Consider the following 16,931-nt stretch of genomic DNA (forward strand, 5'->3'; position numbering starts at 1 on the left):
CATGGCCGCTCCCGCCCAGGCCCCCGCTCGCGCCCAACAACCCGCACCGCTCGGCTTCGGCACGCATGTGGCCAACGTGTTCCGCCTCATCGTCAAGGAGCTGCGCAGTATCCGGGCCGATCCGGTGATGCTGTTCCTCGTCGTCTACGCCTTCTCCTTCGCCGTCGTCTCCGTCGCTTCCGGCGCCTCGACCGAGGTGCGCAACCTGACCATCGGCGTGGTCGACGAGGATCACTCCGACCTCTCGCGGCAGATCGTAAGCGCCTTCAACCCGCCGCTGTTCAAGAAAGTCGTTCCGATCGGTCCCGAAGAGGTCGATCCCGCCATGGATACCGGCCGGCTGGTCTTCGTGATCGATTTGCCGCCGCGCCTGCAGCGGGACGTCCTGTCCGGCCACCCGACCTCGATCGAACTCGACGTCGATGCCACGGCCATGACCCAGGCCGGCAACGGCTCGGTCTACATCCAGACCATCATCACCCAGGAGATCGCTGCCTTCGCCGCCCGCAGCGAACTCAACGATACGGCGCCGGTGCGGGTGGTGACGCGGGCCAAGTTCAACCCGAACCTCCAGACGAGCTGGTTCACCTCGGTGATGCAGGTGATCAACAACATCACGCTATTGACGGTGATCCTCACCGGGGCGGCGCTGATCCGCGAGCGCGAGCAGGGCACGGTGGAGCACCTCCTGGTGATGCCGCTGGTGCCGGTCGAGATCATGCTCGCCAAGGTCATCGCCAACGGGATGGTGATCCTCGTGGCGGCCGGATTCTCGCTGCTCATCGTGGTCGAGTGGTGGCTCGGCGTGCCGATCGCCGGCTCCATCGCCCTGTTCCTGTTCGGGGCGGGCCTCTACGCCCTCGCCGTGGCGGCTTTGGGTATCCTGCTCGGCACCATCGCCACCTCCATGGGGCAGTTCGGCCTGCTGGTGATCCCGGTGCTGCTGCTGATGCAGCTTCTTTCCGGCAGCAGCACGCCGATGGAGAGCATGCCGGTCTGGCTGCAATATCTCGTGCAGATCGTGAGCCCGACGCCGCACTTCGTCGCCCTCGCCCAGGCCGTGCTCTACCGCGGCGCGGACCTTTTCATCGTCTGGCCGCAGCTCCTCGCCCTCATGACCCTGGGCAGCGTCTACTTCGCCTTCGCCCTCGCCCGCTTCCGCCGCGTGATCTTCGGAGACTGAGCGCCGACACGCCCTCCCCGCGTTCCGGCGGCCGCCCGAGAGGCCGCCCGATCCTGCCCCGCCAGCCAGGAGATACTCCGTGACCGAGCCAACCACCCTGCAAGGACGGACCACGCCGTCGTCTGCCTCCCTCGGCGGCGAGGAACTCACGCTGATCGACCGCTACTGGCAGGCGGCCAACTATCTCTCGGTCGGCCAGATCTACCTGCTCGACAATCCGCTGCTGCGCGAGCCGCTTCAGCCGCAGCACATCAAGTCGCGGCTTCTCGGCCATTGGGGCACGACACCGGGTCTGAACTTCATCTACGTCCACCTCAACCGGCTGATCAAAGCCCGCGATCTCGACGCGATCTACATCTGCGGACCGGGCCATGGCGGTCCCGGCATCGTCGCCAACACCTACCTCGAAGGCACCTACAGCGAGGTCTATCCGGACATCGCCCAGGATACGGAGGGCATGCGCCGCCTGTTCCGGCAGTTCTCGTTTCCCGGCGGCATCCCGAGCCACGTCGCGCCCGAGACCCCCGGCTCGATCCACGAGGGCGGTGAACTCGGCTACGCCATCGTCCACGCCTTCGGCGCCGCGTTCGACAATCCCGACCTGATCGCCGCCTGCGTGATCGGCGACGGCGAGGCCGAGACCGGGCCGCTCGCCGCCTCCTGGCAATCGAACAAGTTCCTCAGCCCGGTCACCGACGGGGCGGTGCTGCCGATCCTCCATCTCAACGGCTACAAGATCGCCAACCCGACCGTGCTCGGCCGGATGCGGGACGACGAATTGGAGTCTCTGTTCACCGGCTTCGGCTACGAGCCCTTCTTCGTCGAGGGCGACCAGCCCGAACCCATGCACCGGGCGATGGCCGAGACGCTCGACTGCGCGATCGCCCGCATCAAGGATATCCAGGCCGAGGCGCGGGGCGGCGGCATGGGCTTCCGGCGCCCGCGCTGGCCGATGATCGTGCTGCGCAGCCCCAAGGGCTGGACCGGGCCGAAGACCGTGGACGGCAAGCGGGTGGAGGGCTTTTGGCGCGCGCATCAGGTGCCGGTCAGCAACGCCCGGACGGATGAGGGACACCGCAAGGTCCTCGAGGACTGGATGCGGAGCTATCGCCCCGAAACCCTGTTCGACGAGACCGGCCGCTTGCGGCCCGAACTCGCCGCCCTGGCGCCCAGGGGCAACCGGCGCATGAGCGCCAACCCCCACGCCAATGGCGGTCTGCTGCGCCGGGAGTTGCGGCGTCCCCGGTGGCAGGATTTCGCCCTCCCGGTGCCGCAGCCCGGGGCCGAAGTCGGCGAGGCGACCCGCACGCTCGGACGGTATCTGCGCGACGTGATCCGGCTCAACGCCGAGGCGCGCAACTTCCGCATCATGGGCCCGGACGAGACCGCCTCGAACCGGCTCGACGCGGTGTTCGAGGCGACCGACCGGGTCTGGATCGAGAATATCGAGCCCTACGACGTCAGTCTCGCCCACGAGGGCCGGGTGATGGAGGTGTTGAGCGAGCATCTCTGCCAGGGCTGGCTCGAAGGCTACCTGCTCACCGGCCGCCACGGTCTGTTCTCCTGCTACGAGGCCTTCATCCACATCGTCGATTCGATGTTCAATCAGCACGCCAAGTGGCTGAAGGTGTCGCGCGAACTCGGCTGGCGCCGGCCGATTTCGTCCCTAACTACCTCCTGACTTCCCACGTCTGGCGCCAGGACCATAACGGCTTCAGCCATCAGGATCCGGGCTTCATCGACCTCGTCGCCAACAAGAAGTCGGACATCGTCCGCGTCTACCTGCCGCCGGACGCCAACACCCTGCTCTGGGTCGCCGACCACTGCCTGAAGACCTACGACCGCATCAACGTGATCGTGGCCGGCAAGCAGCCGCAGCCGCAATGGCTCGGCGCGCACGAGGCGGGCCTCCATTGCGAGGCGGGCATCGGCATCTGGCCCTGGGCCGGGACCGACGAGAGCGGACTCGAGCCCGATGTCGTGATGGCCTGTGCCGGCGACGTGCCGACGCTCGAAACCCTGGCCGCCGTCGATCTGCTGAAGCAGGCTGTTCCCGGCCTTCGCATCCGGGTCGTCAACGTGGTCGATCTGATGACGCTTCAGTCGAACAGGGGTCACCCGCACGGGCTGACGGACGCCGCGTTCGACAGCCTCTTCACCCGCGATAAGCCCGTGATCTTCGCCTATCACGGCTATCCCTCTCTCATTCACCGGCTGACCTATTCCCGGGCCAACCACGCCAACATGCATGTGCGCGGCTTCATCGAGGAGGGCACCACGACGACGCCGTTCGACATGGTCGTGCTGAACGAGCTCGACCGCTTCCACCTCGCCATCGAGGCGATCGACCGGGTGCCGGGGCTGGTGACGCGGGCGGCAGGGGCCAAGCAGGAGTTCCGAGACCGCCTGACTGCACACAAGCTCTACATCCGCGAGCATGGTGAGGACATGCCCGAGATCCAGGGCTGGAAATGGCCCTACGAGACGCGCCACGAAACCGGAGACCCGCGCTGAGCGGCGCCGATCGCTCGGGGTCGGCGGGCTTGCGTCGATGCGCCCTGCCGGGTCTATCCGGTTCCTGTCCACGGATGACGCCTTGCGACGCGTCGCGGGAGATCGGCGGCAAAGGCGCGGGGACGGGTGCGACGAGAGACGCGAGGGCGCATGGACACGCAACAGGCCGGCCGCGTGCTAGTCGCCGGGGGCGGCATCGCCGGTCTCGCCGTCAGGCGGGCCCTGCACCAGCACGGCATCCCCTCGCTGACGCTGGAACGGCGCGGCGTGCAGGCGGATGCGGGATTGGCGATCAATCTGCCCGGCAACGCGGTGCATGCGCTGAGTCAGTTCGGCTTGCTGGATGCACTCCGCGCGGTTGGCTCGCCGGTGCGGCGTCGCGAATACCGCACCGAGCGCGGACGCCTCCTGTTCGCGGTGGACGAGGCCGCGTTCTGGGGTACGGAAGCGGGGCCGCATTGCCTGCGCCGCGCCGACCTGCTGCGCCTGTTGCAGGGCGATCGTCCGCCGGGCGACATCCGCCGGGGCGTCGAGATCGCCACCGTTCGGCAGGAGCCGCAGGGCGTAACGGCTGGACTCACCGACGGCTCGACGGAGAGCGGTGGGCTGCTCGTGGGGGCGGACGGCGTTCACTCGGCGGTCCGCCGCAGCCTGTTCGGGGAACAGACGCTCGGGGCGGCGATGCTGGCATCCCGGAGCTGGCGCTTCATGACGCCCAATCCCGGCGTCGAGGCCTGGACGCTGTGGGCCGGGGCCGGGGCCTTGTTCCTGCTCATTCCGGTCGATCGCGGCGAAGCCTATGGCTGGGCCTCGGTGAGCGCAGGGCGGGAGCGTGGCTCCGATCCGGCCGCGATCCGCGGCGCCTTCGCGCCCTTTCCCCGTCTGGTGCGCGACACGCTCGATGCGGTCCTGTCGCAACCGGAGGCCGTCTATCACTCGCCGCTGGAGGAGGTTCGCATCCCGGCCTGGACCCGCGACCGCGTCGTCCTGCTGGGCGATGCAGCGCACGCCACCGCACCGGTCTGGGCCCAAGGTGCTGCGCTCGCCCTGGAGGATGCAGGGGTCCTGGCCCGCCTGCTGGCGGAGCACGCGGATTGGGATCGCGTCGGGCCGGACTATGAACGGCTGCGGCGCCCCCGCGTCGCACATGTCCAGACCATGACCGATCGTCTGTCGCGAACGGCGCGGATGCCGGACTGGGCGAGGAACGTTCTGCTGCCCGTCATCGGCCCGCGCAGCTACCGCACCACCTATGGCCCGCTCCGCACGCCGGCCGTCTGAAGCCGGATCGCGGCAAAGCCGGAGCCGTCCGTTCCGACAGAGGCGGAATGGCTAGAGCATCGTCCCGAAAGATGGTTGCCGGCTTTCGGCAAAAGATGATGCAACGACAAGAACCCAGAGCATCGACCTGGATTCGAGATCCAGGTCGATGCTCCAACGCGACGGATCGGGGAAGAAAGTTGGAGCGGGTACCGGGAATCGAACCCGGGTATTCAGCTTGGAAGGCTGCTGCTCTACCATTGAGCTACACCCGCCGATGGCATCTCAGACAGGCGACCGGCTTGCCGGCACGCCTCCGCTGGAGCGGCATCGTGGTGGGGGCGATAGCATGACCCGGCGGCTTTGAGAAGCGCGGACACGGGCCCGATGCCGCCTCAAGAAAGCGTCGACCGATCGGATCTGCGGCTTCGCTCCGCGACCTCAGCCGAGGCGTCGACGTCGCCGCCATCTACCCACGCCGGACGGCTCCATCGAACGCCGGGCGATATCGCTTCAGAGAGCCGGACCGCGGCACCGGGGAGGACGGTGCCGCGAGTCGTCTGCCGATCAGGATAATCGGGCTCTTCGCCGGTTCCGTTACAACGGTGCCGATTGGCCGTTCTGCCAATTACATGCCGCCGAGCAGCACGTTCATCGAGCCGACAAAGGTCATTACGAGGCCGCAGGCGAAAACGGCGATCATGGCGTAGGAGACGGGCTTCAGTTGCATGCTCAGTCAACTCCTTACGGTCGGTTGCTCCGACCTGCGGCGTCGGCCCCGCGTCATCGCGGAATGGCCAACCGCACGGCAGGCGGAGGGGAGAGGCAGAAACCGGGCCATCGAGGCCCAGTCATTCCATCAACGATAGAAACGCTCAGTCATTCCATCGACAGGACAAGAAATATGCGTCCAAACGATGAAGCGTATCGCGACTCGCGAAGATGTGAGTCCAGTGTGGTCAGTATTGACGATAAATTTCCACTGGAAATGGCAACCTGCAAGATATCACAGCCTCGCGAAGCTTGGCCTCGGCGCCCCGTGCTCAGCAGCGCGTGCCGCCAGACGTCTGGCCATATTGCTTGACCGGGAAGTTCTGCTGGTTCGCATTGCCCTCAGCCGCCGAGCTCATCGGGCAGGCGGTGTGCGCGGGGCTGTCGTGAACGCCGAGGGAACCCGTGACCGCCACGTCGGAGGCCGTGACCGGGGGGGCGCTCCGGTCGAAGGCCATCGCGGAAGAGGCCGGAGCGGTGACGCCCATGACGATGGCGGCAACGACGGCGGCAACTCGGGTCTTCATGTCAATTTCACTTTCGCTCGTTCGGCGCTTTGCCTTGAAAGCGCAGCCTTATCCTCTGGTATTACTGATATAGGTGATAGAAATTGAGCATGACGTGCCGGGGCACACGCACCGTCAGGGATTAAACCCGAATCATGGTTTGCCCCTCGGCCCGTGCCGCGGAACGCGGTTGCCGGACGCCACGAAGCAGGATGCCGCGCACGGCGGATGGGCTTCGGCGAGGCCGCGCCCGACCTCGCTCGAACAAGCGTGCTGTACGTCCTGTCGTCCGTCGGCGCGGCGTGTCAGCGCCGGTTCGGCAGGCGGGGATTGGTCTCGGCCGGGCCGGGAAGCGCCCTGCGTTCGAGCCCCTTATGGAGATGGACCATCAGCGCCACACCGAAGAGCGGCGTCACGAGGTTGACGATCGGCACGATCATCAGACCCGCGAGCAGGCAGCCGGCCGCGATCACCGTGAATCCGTGATGCTCGCGCATCGCCCGTGCCTCCGGAAGGGAGCGGAAACGGCCGGCGGCCAGCTCGAAATACTCGCGGCCGAGGAGGTAGGCGTTGGCGCCGAAGAAGGCGAAGAGGTTCACCCCCGGCACAAAGACGAGGATCAGCGCCACGAGATTCACGAGCAGGGCGAGGCCGGCAAAGCGCATCGCCGAGCCGAGCGCCTGCCCCCACGGCAGGGCACGCCCCGGTGTGTCGGCAGGAAAATCGCTGTGCTCGACCACTTCGGCGACGTCGTCGAGGAAGAAGCCGGCCACGAGGATCGACACCGCGGGCATGATGTAGGCCAGAGCCACGAACAGCCCGGCACCGGCCAGGAAGAAGGCCATGGTGTCGAGGAACGGGTAGTCGGCCGAGATGTGGTGGCTCGCCTGAAAGGCCTGGATCAGGCGCGTCAGGCCGAACCACAGAACCACCAGCAGCCCGATCGTGAGCGCCAGCGATTTGAACAGGATGCCGCGCAGGGCGGGGGAGAATACCTGCCGCATGGCGGCGGCAGCGGCCTTGATGAGCATCGTGCCCTTCGATCCTCTCGATGATCCGCACCCACCCGAGGCGGGTTCTCGCCACTCCGCGTGGATGGCGCAAGCCCCGGCTTCGGGAAACCCTGACGAAGCGCGGCTCCTGAGCGGTGTTGAGGCGTTGTCCGCATGACATATGCCGGAGACCCCGTTCATGGCCCGCCCCGTCCTCTCCCGTCTCGTCCTGCTCGGCTCCCTGCTCGCCACTCTGCCGGCCGCCGCCCACGAGGTCGGGGCCTGGGCGGGAGCCAGCTCCGCCCCGGCGGAGCGCTCCGAAGTCGCGGTCGCGGCGTTCGACGGCAAGGCCTACGTCATCGGCGATTACAACGGCGCGACCGAACTGCTGATCTACGATCTGGCCACCGATCGCTGGAGCAAGGGCGCGCCCTTCCCCTACCCCGTCCACCACACCATGGCCGCCGAACAGGGCGGGCGGATCTACGTGTTCGGCGGCTACGTCGACGGCTGGAAGGCGACCGACAAAGTCTGGGCGTACGACCCGAAGGCGAATGCCTGGGAGGCTCGCGCGCCGATGCCGACCCCACGGGCCGCGGGCGGGGCGGCGCCGCTCGGCGACAAGATCCATGTGGTCGGCGGCAGCGGGTCGGGACGCGGCAACGTCCGTTCCCACGAGGTCTACGATCCGGCAAACAGCACGTGGAGCAAGGCCGCCGACCTGCCGACACCCCGCGACCACCTCGCGGTGCAGTCGGTGGAGGGCCGCATCGTCGCCAGCGGGGGCCGGATCGATGGCGATTCGAGCAAGAACCTCTCGGCCAATCAGGTCTACGATCCGGCGCGTGACGCCTGGAGCGAGGCGGCGCCCCTGCCGACCGCGCGCAGCGGCGTCGCCTCCGCCGTGCTCGGCCGCGAGGTCTTCGTCATCGGCGGCGAGTCGAACCGCAGGACCTACGACGAGGTCGAGGCCTTCGATCTGCCGGGCAATCTCTGGCGCGCCCTGGCCCGGCTTCCCACCGCCCGCCACGGCTTCGGGGCGGTGACCTACAAGGGCCGCATCTTCACCCTCACCGGAAGCCCGCGGCCGGGCGGCGACCGGTCGGGAACCGTCGAGGTGCTCGATCCGAACGGCGCCGCGCCGGCTCGCTGAACAACGGAGGGCGGCCGAGGGCGCTTGCCGCAGAGGGCTTGGCAGCCGACATGAGGACCGCTGCCCTCCCGGATCCGCTTCGAGACCATGCGCCCTCCCGCCGAGCACGCCCGTTTCCGCCCGACCGTCGAGCCCCGCGTCTCACCCGTCCCGGCCGCACCTGACGTGATCGTGATCGGCGCGGGCGCCGCCGGGATCGCTTCGGCCCGGCGGCTGATCGAGCGCGGCCTGTCGGTGGCGGTTCTCGAGGCGCGCGAGCGGGTCGGCGGGCGCGCGGTGACGACGCGGCTGCGCGGCCACGCGATCGATCTCGGCGCGCACTGGATGCATGCCGGGCCGATCAACCCCCTCGTTGCCCTGGCCCGGAGCCGCGGCGAGCCCCTGCGGCGGGCCGCCCAGCACGCGCATCTCTGGATCGGCCGGCGTCCGGGACGTGCGGATGAGGAAGCTGCCTTTTCCCGCGCCTTCGACGTCGCCGACCGGGCGATCACGGGCGCGGCGTCCCGCTCGCAGGACGGGCCGGCCTCCGGCGCCCTGCCCCGCCATCTCGGGCCCTGGCGCGAGCGCATCGCCGGCGTCCACGCCCTGGTCTCGGGCCGGCCGCTCGAGGAGGTGTCGCTGCACGACTGGCCGAGCATGGAATATGGCGACAACTTCTTCATGGCGGGCGGCTACGGCGCCTATCTCGCCCGATTGTCGCTCGGACTGCCGATCCGACTGGGATGCCCCGTGACCGGCCTCGACTGGTCGGGGCCGGGCGTGCGCGTGCAACTCGCCGACGGTGGGCGGCTCGCCGCGCAGGCCGCCATCGTCACGGTCCCGATGCCCGTGCTCCAGGCGGCCTTCTGCTTCGATCCGCCACTGCCCGAACGGACGCGCGCCGCCATCGACGGTTTTCTATCGGGCATCTACGAGCACATCGTCCTGCACTGGCCCTCGGCACCGTTCCGGGGCCGCGATCGACTCGCCAGCGTGGTCGGCGGACGCCGCAAACCGCCGGGGATGCTGACCCGGATCGACGGCACGCCGTTCCACTATTTCGAGCTGGACACCGCCTTGGCCCGCGCCCTCGATGCCGCCGGGGCCGGCACCGATGGGGCGCGACGCCTCGCCCGCGCGGTTCTGGCCGAGCATTTCGGCCGCGCCGCCCTCTGCGACCTCGCGATTCCGGCCGTGACCGCTTGGCGGCACGATCCCTGGTCGCGGGGCTCCTGGGCCGTGGTTCCCCCCGGACACGCGGCGGCCCGGACGACGCTCCAAGAGCCGGTCGGCGAGCGGATCTGGTTCGCGGGCGAGGCCAATTCCCATGCGCAGTGGGGCACCGCGGGCGGCGCCTACGAGGAAGGGCAACGCGCCGCCGACCGCGTCGCCGACACCCTCGCCGACCATCGTGCCCCGCTGCGCGCGAGCGCCTGAGCGCTCCCGCACTTGCATCCCCCACCCGGATGGGCGAACCGCCGCTGCGACAAACGCACATGGGCGTCCGCCGGAGCGAGGGCCGGCCGAACGTCGGGGGGACGCGATGAACTGGGTCGAAGCCATCGGCTATCTCGGGACGGCGCTCACCGTCGCCTCCTCGGCGATGGGGACGATGATCCCGCTGCGGATCGTGGCCCTGTGCGCGAGCTGCGCCGTCATCACCTACGGCTACCTGATCGGCAGCGTGCCGGTGATGCTCACCGAGGCGATCCAGATCCCGTTCAACGCGTGGCGGCTCTACGAGATGGTCCGCCTCGTGCGCGAGACCGAGCGGGCCGCCTCCGGCGACCTCTCCCTCGACTGGCTGAAATCCTTCGGCACCTCCCGCCGCTTCAGGGCCGGCGAAGTGCTGTTCCTGAAGGGCGACCCGGCCCACGAGATGTACCTGATCGAGAGCGGGCGCTTCCGCATCGCCGAACACGGTCTCGATATCCGGCCGGGCCAGATCGTCGGCGAACTCGGCATGCTCTCGCCCGGCAATCGCCGCACCGGCTCGCTCGCCTGCGTCGAGGCCGGCACCGCGCGCTGCCTGTCCTATTCCGAGGTCAAGCAACTCTACTATCAGAACCCCGAATTCGGCTTCTACTTCCTGAAGCTGACGAGCGAGCGCCTGTTCCAGAGCGCCGCCGAGATGACAGGAGCGCACCGCACCGCACCGGCCGGCAGCGACGTGCTGTGATCGTCAGTCGGACTGCCGCATGAAGCTGTCGGGCGTGCCTGTTCCGGCCTCCACGAACTGAATGTCGCGCGGCCCGCGCCGGGGCGTGTCGACGGAGAGGAACACCACCGGCTCCTCCAGAATCTCCGGCACGGAATGTACCACCCCCCGCTTGAAGAACACGAGCATGCCCGGCCCGACCTCGACCGGCGCCGCGTCGCCGAACTGCATCCGGCAGCGGCCGGAGAGGGCGTAGAGATACTCGTCGCAGGTCGTGTGATAGTGCGGCGGCGTCGGCCGGTAGACGCGGAAGACGCGGGCGCTGGCTGCCTCGTTGTCGGTGAAGCGGTGGTCGGCCACCATGGTCGCCGCGGTGTCGGGAAGGCGGCGAACGCTCTCGGCCACGTCGAACACCGCGTGGCCGGCGGATCCCTGCTCGTCCATTCTGCGGTGCCCCCGTTTCGTCCAGCGGCGATTATGCCTATGCGGGCGGCCGGTGCACAGGGGCCGGCGGCCCACGCATTTCATCAACCGGGCGAAAATGTTAGGGATGGGGCAACGTCCCGAGCGGTGATCGCCGGCTTTCGGGACAACACGCAGTTTTCGCAGCGCCGCACGGTTCGCGGCCCGGACATTGATGACCCGGAGATGATGCGCGGATACGAGGGAAACGCCCAGGTCATGGCGGATGTCGCCACCGTGATCGAGCAGGCGCAGCGCGAAGGTCGCGATCTCGCGACGGCTCTGCGCATCGCCCGGGTGACGCTCGCCTATGTCAGTGGCCCCGAGCCCGAGCCGGATCAGGCCCGCGCGCTGGAAGCGCTCGACCAGCAACTGCGTGCGCTTTCGGACTAGAGCGCTTCCCGACGAAGCGACGCCGGTTCGGCGAAAGAAGGCGCGTTGAGACAAAGACCGAGAGTCGCCGGCCCGATGTAGTCAGGGCGGATACGGCTCTCGTCGGCATCGGACTCAGCGACGGGCCGGAGCGCTCAGGCAAACGCCTCGCAAGCCTCCCGCATGAGCGCCATCATCCGGGGGCCTCCATGCCCCTCCGTCTCGACGATATGCAGCCGGCTGACCGGCCAGCGCCGATGAAGCGTCCATGCCGCTGCTGCCGGTCCACTGATATCCCTGCGCCCATGAATCAGCGTTGCGGGAATCGTCTCGATGCGATGCATGCGCTCGATCGGCCGATGCTCGCCGTGAAGGAAGGCATCGTTCGACCAGTAGTGGGTGACGAGAGTGGCAAACACCATGGCCTGCAGAGGGTCGGCGAACGCTAACGGCGACCAATCGGGGCCGAGTGAGACATGAGTGTTCTCCCAGGCGATCCACTCCTGGGCCGCCTGGACTCGGTCCGCTTCCATCTCGGAGGAAAGTCGGCGGGCATACGCGTCCACGACACGTTCGCCATCCCGCTGCCCGGATGCTGCGGCAAGACGCTGCCACGCCTCCGGAAAGATCCGTCCGATCCCTTCGGTGATCCAATCGACTTCGTCCCGGCTCGTCGTCGTGACGGCAACGAGAACCATGTCCGTCACCCGCTCGGGATGAGCCTGCGCATAGGCCAGAGCGAGGGTCGTGCCCCATGAGACTCCGGCAACCGCCCAGCGCTCGATCCGAAGGTGGACCCTGACGGCTTCGATATCGGCAATGAGAGCCTGTGTGGTCTGCTCATGCAGACGATCGAGTGCATCGATCACGAGCGGTCGGCTTCTCCCGCATCCGCGCTGGTCGATACCGACGACATAGTGCTTGAGCGGGTTGAACTGACGGCGGTAACCGCCGGACATGGGAGGCGCACCGGGACCGCCATGCAGGAAGACGATCGGCTTGCCGGTCGGGCTGCCGGATGTCTCCCAGTAGATTTCGTGCCCACTCGGAACACGGACATGCCCAAGGGCGGCCGATTTCCGCGACTTGTCGTGCATGCTCACCATTCTGCCCGGAGCGGCGGATCGACCGCCTCGCTCATCCCGCCGCCTGCACGATCAGCGTCACGGCTCCGAACAGCAATACGGCAAGCACGGCCACGCCCATCAGAATGAGGGCCGCCCGCGACTCGCGTAGCTCGTGATTCTCCATGGTCCGAGCTTAAGGAATGCGACGCGCGGCGCATAGAGCATCACCCCGAAAGGTGGCCTCCGGCTTTCGGGACAAGTTGATGCGAAAACAAGAGCCTAAAGCATCGTCCTGGATTTGATTTCCAGCACGATGCTCGAGCGCGGCGGTGGTACCTCAAAAGCGCCGGCCGTGCCGATGCGGGCCCAGGATCACGATATCCTCCGGGCATACGACTCGGTCCGTCCGCGTCGCGTCCGACTTCAGGATGCCGTGTAGGGGCTGCACCGCCCAGCGTCCGTACCAATCGCGGGAAGGCGAGAACCGGGTTGCCTCCGATATGCCGACGGACTCGATCGGCGTGCCGGCGCCGGCGAAGCGCGCCTCGCCGGATCCGTCCGCAAGCAATCCGAACAGGATCGGCTGCACGTCGCGGTCCGAGGCGTTCTTCGCGGGGTTGGGCAACGACATTTCCAAAAGCTTTCTCGTGGGACGATCGGAGTGTCCGAAATCGGGACGATCCTCCGCATCGCTGCAAATCCGAAGCCCGGTGCGATGGTCCCGCGGCGGCACGCTCGGTCGAGACAGTGGAGTCGTTGCAACTCTGGTTCGTCACTTGCCACGGCTGGGGAGAGACGACCCGACAGGGCACCGAATGTTCCGCATTGGCACGCCGTCACGGCCGACGCGGCACGGCGGGCATCCCTTTCGAGACCGAACCACCGACGCGATGAGAAGACCTCCCGCGATGAAGAGCACTTTCGAACTCATCCTAAGCCCGTTCCAGCGGCGCTTCGCGGCCCTCGGCCTTCTCGGTGCCCTGGCTGTCACGGTGACGTGGTGGTTCATCATCGCCCGCGGCGTCTGGTTGGCGCTCGAGTGGGCTTCCGCCTGACGCCGGAATCCATCCTCGAAAACGTTCTTTCAAAAGAACGTTCTGCGATAGAAATTCCCTCTATAACGCCATCGCCGAGGAGAACATTCATCTCAGTTGATCTGTGCGCGACACTCTTCTCGGACCGAGGCTCAAGCACCGAACGTGGCACTACGCTTGACATCGTTCTTTAAAACGAACACTTCCTCACCATAGGCGGGTCGAAGCCCGCGATGTGGAGGCGAGACGACGTGTTCGACGGACATCCGATCAAGCCCGGCGCGGTACCCTATCGGCGCGCGGTCCTTCTCGGTCTCGCCATGGCCGTCGGCCTTGCATCCGCCGGCAGCGCCCAGGCGCAGGGCGAGATCCTCAACGTCTCCTACGATCCGACGCGCGAACTCTACCGCGAGATCAACGCGGCCTTCGCCGAGGAGTGGAAGGCGAAGTCCGGCGAGACGATCACCGTGCGCGCCGCCCATGGTGGTTCGGGCGCGCAGGCTCGTACCGTCATTGACGGCATCCCCGCGGATGTCGTGACCCTCGGCATCCCCTCCGACATTGATGCCATCGCCAAGATTTCGAAGAAGATCCCGGCGGATTGGCGCACCAAGCTCCCGAACGAGGGCCTGCCCTACACCTCCACCGTCGTGTTCCTCGTCCGCAAGGGCAACCCGAAGGGCGTGAAGGACTGGGACGACCTGGCGAAGCCCGACGTGAAGGTCATCACCCCGAACCCGAAGACGTCGGCGGGCGGGCGCTGGAACTTCCTCGCGGCCTGGGGCTACGCCTACGAGCGGGACGGCCGGGACAAGGAGAAGGCCAATGCCTTCGTCGGCTCGCTCTACAAGAACGTGCCCGTGCTCGACACCGGCGCCCGCGGCTCGACCGTGACCTTCGCTCAACGCGGCCTCGGCGACGTGCTGCCGACCTGGGAGAACGAGGCCTTCCTCGTGCTGGAGGAGTTCGGCAAGGACAAGTTCGACATCGTCGTGCCGCCGACCTCGATCTATGCCGAGCCGCCGGTCGCCCTGGTCGAGGCCAACGTCGACAAGAAGGGCACCCGCAAGCAGGCCGAAGCCTATCTCCAGTTCCTCTACGGCGACCGGGCACAGGCGATCTTCGCCAAGCACCATTATCGCCCGATCAAGCGCGAGGCGGCCAAGCCCGAGGATCTCGCGCAACTTCCCGACATCAAGCTGTTCAAGATCGAGGATCTGCAAGGCTCCTGGGACGAGATCCAGAAGGCCAACTTCGACAATGGCGGCCTGTTCGACCAGTTGAGCCGGGCCGGGCGCTGACCGCATGGGCGAGTCCGTGAAACCTCGGCGTCGCTTCCGCCAGAGGAGCGTGATTCCCGGCTTCGGGCTCACGCTCGGCTACACGCTGACCTGCCTGAGCCTGATCGTGCTGCTGCCGCTGGCCACCCTCGTGGTGAAGGCGTCAGGTCTCGGCCTGACCGGCATCTGGGACGTCGCCACCGATCCGCGCGTGGCCAGCGCGCTGCGCGTGAGCTTCGGCGTTTCGTTGCTCGCCGCGCTCACGGCCTCGGTCTTCGGCGGCATCGTCGCCTGGGTGCTGACCCGCTACGACTTCCCCGGCCGCAAACTCGCCGACGCCGTGGTCGATCTGCCCTTCGCCCTGCCCACGGCCGTGGCCGGCATTGCCCTCGCCTCGCTCTACGCACCCAACGGGCTCGTCGGCGCGCAACTCGCCCGAATCGGTATCGAGGCGGCTTACACGCCGGTCGGCATCTTCATCGCCATGGTGTTCATCGGTCTGCCGTTCGCCGTGCGCACGGTGCAGCCGCTGATCGCCGAGATCGACAAGGAGGTGGAGGAAGCCTCCGCCATCCTCGGCGCCTCACGGATCACGACGCTGACGCGGGTGGTGCTGCCGCCGCTGATCCCGGCGGTGCTGACCGGCTTCGCCCTCGCCTTCGCCCGCGGCGTCGGCGAGTACGGCTCGATCATCTTCATCGCGGGCAACCTGCCCTATGTCTCGGAGATCGCGCCGCTGCTCATCGTCATCAAGCTCTCGGAATTCGACTACGCGGGCGCAAGCGCCATCGCCGTGATCATGCTGGCGATCTCCTTCGTGACCCTGCTCGCGATCAACCTGATCCAGGCCTGGAGCCGGCGGAGATTCGGCTATGTCTGAAGCGCTGGCGCAAGGCCCCGGCACGCCGCCGCCACACGAAGCGCTGCGGCTTCCCGCGAGCGTCGTCACCGAGCGGCGGATCGTGCGTTGGATACTGATCGCGGTCGCGCTGACCTTCCTCGGCCTCTTCCTCGTCCTGCCGCTCCTCACGGTGTTCGCGCAGGCTCTGGCCAAGGGCTGGGGCGCCTACCTCGCCGCCTTCTCCGAGCCCGACGCGCAGTCCGCGATCCGTCTGACCTTGATCGTCGCGGCGATCGCCGTGCCGTTCAACCTCGTCTTCGGGGTTGCGGCCTCCTGGGCCGTCGCCAAGTTCGAGTTCAGCGGCAAGAACCTCCTCGTCACGCTGATCGATCTGCCGTTTTCGGTCTCGCCGGTGGTATCCGGGCTGATCTACGTGCTGGTGTTCGGTTCGCGCGGCCTGTTCGGCCCGTTCCTCGTCGAGCACGACATCCAGATCATCTTCGCGGTGCCCGGCATCGTGCTCGCGACGATCTTCGTCACCTTCCCCTTCGTCGCCCGCCAGCTCATCCCGCTCATGCAGGAGCAGGGCACGGCGGAGGAAGAGGCGGCCCTCACCCTCGGCGCCTCCGGATGGCACGCCTTCCGGACTGTGACGTTACCCAATATCCGCTGGGGCCTGCTCTACAGCGTCCTGCTCTGCAACGCCCGCGCGATGGGCGAGTTCGGCGCGGTCTCGGTCGTCTCCGGCCATATCCGCGGACTCACCAATACGCTGCCGCTGCACGTGGAGATCCTCTACAATGAGTACAACTTCGTTGCCGCGTTCGCCGTCGCCTCTCTCCTTGCCGGGCTCGCTCTTGTCACCCTCGCCGTCAAATCCGTCCTCGAATGGCGCTACGCCGACGATATCGCGGCGGGGGCACGCCGCCACTGATCTGGTGGGAACGGCGACGGCGATCCGGATCGAGGACGTCTCGAAGACCTTCGAGACGGCGGCGGTGCTGCACGACTTCACGCTCGACGTGCGGGCGGGCGAATTGCTGGCGCTGCTCGGCCCCTCGGGCTCGGGCAAGACCACGTTGTTGCGCATCATCGCCGGGCTCGACTTCCCCGATCGCGGCCGGATCATCTTCGGCGGCGACGATGCCACGCAGGTGCCGGTGCAGCGGCGCGCCGTCGGCTTCGTCTTCCAGCACTATGCCCTGTTCAAGCACATGACGGTGGCACAGAACATCGCCTATGGGCTCAACGCCCGGAAGCGCTCCGAGCGACCGGACAAGGCCGAGATCAAACGCCGCGTCGGCAATCTGCTCGACCTGATCAAGCTCTCCGGCTTTGCCGACCGATATCCGAGCCAGC

At 67.5% G+C, this 16,931-nt stretch carries 16 protein-coding genes, 1 tRNA gene and 1 pseudogene (1 of these 18 running past the window's edge); 12 read left to right on the forward strand and 6 right to left on the reverse strand.

Annotated features, from left to right (window positions below; genetic code table 11):
- The first annotated feature begins 1 nt into the window (after window position 1).
- The 3 genes and pseudogenes from Y590_RS01720 (at window position 2) to Y590_RS01730 (ending at window position 4,978) form a co-directional block, all read left to right on the forward strand.
- Window positions 2–1,183: an ABC transporter permease gene (locus Y590_RS01720; RefSeq protein WP_060768372.1), complete on the forward strand. Its 1,182-nt coding sequence runs from the start codon at window positions 2–4 to the stop codon at window positions 1,181–1,183.
- Between the two features lie 79 nt (window positions 1,184–1,262).
- Window positions 1,263–3,697: pseudogene (locus tag Y590_RS01725) on the forward strand (phosphoketolase family protein).
- 150 nt (window positions 3,698–3,847) lie between these two features.
- Window positions 3,848–4,978 carry an FAD-dependent monooxygenase gene (locus Y590_RS01730; protein ID WP_060768373.1) on the forward strand — a complete coding sequence of 377 codons (1,131 nt, stop codon included), beginning with the start codon at window positions 3,848–3,850 and terminating at the stop codon, window positions 4,976–4,978.
- Between the two features lie 180 nt (window positions 4,979–5,158).
- On the opposite strand, the gene Y590_RS01735 is transcribed toward Y590_RS01730, so the two are convergent.
- From Y590_RS01735 to Y590_RS01745, 3 genes are all read right to left on the reverse strand, one after another.
- Window positions 5,159–5,232 (reverse strand) — tRNA-Gly (locus tag Y590_RS01735).
- Between the two features lie 768 nt (window positions 5,233–6,000).
- Window positions 6,001–6,255 carry a hypothetical protein gene (locus Y590_RS01740; RefSeq protein WP_060768374.1) on the reverse strand — a complete coding sequence of 85 codons (255 nt, stop codon included), beginning with the start codon at window positions 6,253–6,255 and terminating at the stop codon, window positions 6,001–6,003.
- Between the two features lie 284 nt (window positions 6,256–6,539).
- The gene (locus Y590_RS01745; RefSeq protein ID WP_060768375.1) at window positions 6,540–7,265 is read right to left on the reverse strand and encodes a sulfate transporter family protein; all 726 of its coding nucleotides are present in this window, start codon (window positions 7,263–7,265) and stop codon (window positions 6,540–6,542) included.
- A 160-nt stretch (window positions 7,266–7,425) separates the two neighbouring features.
- Here Y590_RS01745 and Y590_RS01750 point away from each other — a divergent pair, with 160 nt between their 5' ends.
- The 3 genes from Y590_RS01750 (at window position 7,426) to Y590_RS01760 (ending at window position 10,537) form a co-directional block, all read left to right on the forward strand.
- Window positions 7,426–8,379: a Kelch repeat-containing protein gene (locus tag Y590_RS01750; protein ID WP_060772111.1), complete on the forward strand. Its 954-nt coding sequence runs from the start codon at window positions 7,426–7,428 to the stop codon at window positions 8,377–8,379.
- A gap of 87 nt (window positions 8,380–8,466) precedes the next feature.
- Window positions 8,467–9,795 carry a flavin monoamine oxidase family protein gene (locus tag Y590_RS01755; RefSeq protein ID WP_060768376.1) on the forward strand — a complete coding sequence of 443 codons (1,329 nt, stop codon included), beginning with the start codon at window positions 8,467–8,469 and terminating at the stop codon, window positions 9,793–9,795.
- Between the two features lie 106 nt (window positions 9,796–9,901).
- Entirely contained in the window at window positions 9,902–10,537 is a 636-nt protein-coding gene (locus Y590_RS01760) for a cyclic nucleotide-binding domain-containing protein (RefSeq protein ID WP_060768377.1), read from the forward strand.
- Window positions 10,538–10,540: 3 nt separating this feature from the next.
- On the opposite strand, the gene Y590_RS01765 is transcribed toward Y590_RS01760, so the two are convergent.
- A complete protein-coding gene (locus tag Y590_RS01765; protein ID WP_060768378.1) occupies window positions 10,541–10,960 on the reverse strand; it encodes a cupin domain-containing protein in 420 nt (139 codons plus the stop codon).
- A gap of 126 nt (window positions 10,961–11,086) precedes the next feature.
- Here Y590_RS01765 and Y590_RS01770 point away from each other — a divergent pair, with 126 nt between their 5' ends.
- Entirely contained in the window at window positions 11,087–11,371 is a 285-nt protein-coding gene (locus Y590_RS01770; protein ID WP_286161834.1) for a hypothetical protein, read from the forward strand.
- Between the two features lie 134 nt (window positions 11,372–11,505).
- Here Y590_RS01770 and pip read toward each other — a convergent pair whose 3' ends face one another.
- Both pip and Y590_RS01780 read right to left on the reverse strand, forming a co-directional pair.
- A complete protein-coding gene (gene pip / locus Y590_RS01775) occupies window positions 11,506–12,447 on the reverse strand; it encodes a prolyl aminopeptidase (protein WP_060772113.1) in 942 nt (313 codons plus the stop codon).
- A gap of 307 nt (window positions 12,448–12,754) precedes the next feature.
- A complete protein-coding gene (locus Y590_RS01780; protein WP_060768379.1) occupies window positions 12,755–13,048 on the reverse strand; it encodes a hypothetical protein in 294 nt (97 codons plus the stop codon).
- A gap of 277 nt (window positions 13,049–13,325) precedes the next feature.
- On the opposite strand from Y590_RS01780, the gene Y590_RS26930 reads away from it, so the two are divergent.
- The 5 genes from Y590_RS26930 to Y590_RS01800 all read left to right on the forward strand — a co-directional run.
- The gene (locus Y590_RS26930; RefSeq protein ID WP_193763186.1) at window positions 13,326–13,472 is read left to right on the forward strand and encodes a hypothetical protein; all 147 of its coding nucleotides are present in this window, start codon (window positions 13,326–13,328) and stop codon (window positions 13,470–13,472) included.
- Between the two features lie 212 nt (window positions 13,473–13,684).
- Window positions 13,685–14,752, forward strand: coding sequence for a sulfate ABC transporter substrate-binding protein (locus tag Y590_RS01785; protein ID WP_060768380.1), 1,068 nt, complete (start codon window positions 13,685–13,687; stop codon window positions 14,750–14,752).
- Between the two features lie 4 nt (window positions 14,753–14,756).
- Window positions 14,757–15,611, forward strand: coding sequence for a sulfate ABC transporter permease subunit CysT (gene cysT / locus Y590_RS01790; RefSeq protein ID WP_060768381.1), 855 nt, complete (start codon window positions 14,757–14,759; stop codon window positions 15,609–15,611).
- The gene (gene cysW, locus Y590_RS01795; RefSeq protein WP_060768382.1) at window positions 15,604–16,506 is read left to right on the forward strand and encodes a sulfate ABC transporter permease subunit CysW; all 903 of its coding nucleotides are present in this window, start codon (window positions 15,604–15,606) and stop codon (window positions 16,504–16,506) included. Before cysT ends, cysW begins: the two co-directional genes overlap by 8 nt.
- A 4-nt stretch (window positions 16,507–16,510) precedes the next feature.
- Window positions 16,511–16,931, forward strand: partial view of a sulfate/molybdate ABC transporter ATP-binding protein gene (locus Y590_RS01800; RefSeq protein ID WP_060768383.1) — the 5' portion only. Its footprint extends 623 nt past the window's final position; the window shows 421 of its 1,044 coding nt (coding positions 1–421); it begins with the start codon at window positions 16,511–16,513; the stop codon falls past the right edge of the window.

It is taken from the genome of Methylobacterium sp. AMS5 (assembly GCF_001542815.1).
Lineage (GTDB): Bacteria > Pseudomonadota > Alphaproteobacteria > Rhizobiales > Beijerinckiaceae > Methylobacterium.

Coding starts and splice junctions, on each gene's coding strand:
- Y590_RS01785 (WP_060768380.1), top strand. CDS start 13,685: ATGTGGAGGCGAGACGACGTGTTCGACGGACATCCGATCAAGCCCGGC.
- Y590_RS01720 (WP_060768372.1), top strand. CDS start 2: ATGGCCGCTCCCGCCCAGGCCCCCGCTCGCGCCCAACAACCCGCACCG.
- Y590_RS01765 (WP_060768378.1), bottom strand. CDS start 10,960: ATGGACGAGCAGGGATCCGCCGGCCACGCGGTGTTCGACGTGGCCGAG.
- cysT (WP_060768381.1), top strand. CDS start 14,757: ATGGGCGAGTCCGTGAAACCTCGGCGTCGCTTCCGCCAGAGGAGCGTG.
- Y590_RS01740 (WP_060768374.1), bottom strand. CDS start 6,255: ATGAAGACCCGAGTTGCCGCCGTCGTTGCCGCCATCGTCATGGGCGTC.
- Y590_RS01780 (WP_060768379.1), bottom strand. CDS start 13,048: ATGTCGTTGCCCAACCCCGCGAAGAACGCCTCGGACCGCGACGTGCAG.
- cysW (WP_060768382.1), top strand. CDS start 15,604: ATGTCTGAAGCGCTGGCGCAAGGCCCCGGCACGCCGCCGCCACACGAA.
- Y590_RS01760 (WP_060768377.1), top strand. CDS start 9,902: ATGAACTGGGTCGAAGCCATCGGCTATCTCGGGACGGCGCTCACCGTC.
- Y590_RS01750 (WP_060772111.1), top strand. CDS start 7,426: ATGGCCCGCCCCGTCCTCTCCCGTCTCGTCCTGCTCGGCTCCCTGCTC.
- Y590_RS01730 (WP_060768373.1), top strand. CDS start 3,848: ATGGACACGCAACAGGCCGGCCGCGTGCTAGTCGCCGGGGGCGGCATC.
- Y590_RS01755 (WP_060768376.1), top strand. CDS start 8,467: ATGCGCCCTCCCGCCGAGCACGCCCGTTTCCGCCCGACCGTCGAGCCC.
- Y590_RS26930 (WP_193763186.1), top strand. CDS start 13,326: ATGAAGAGCACTTTCGAACTCATCCTAAGCCCGTTCCAGCGGCGCTTC.
- Y590_RS01745 (WP_060768375.1), bottom strand. CDS start 7,265: ATGCTCATCAAGGCCGCTGCCGCCGCCATGCGGCAGGTATTCTCCCCC.
- pip (WP_060772113.1), bottom strand. CDS start 12,447: ATGCACGACAAGTCGCGGAAATCGGCCGCCCTTGGGCATGTCCGTGTT.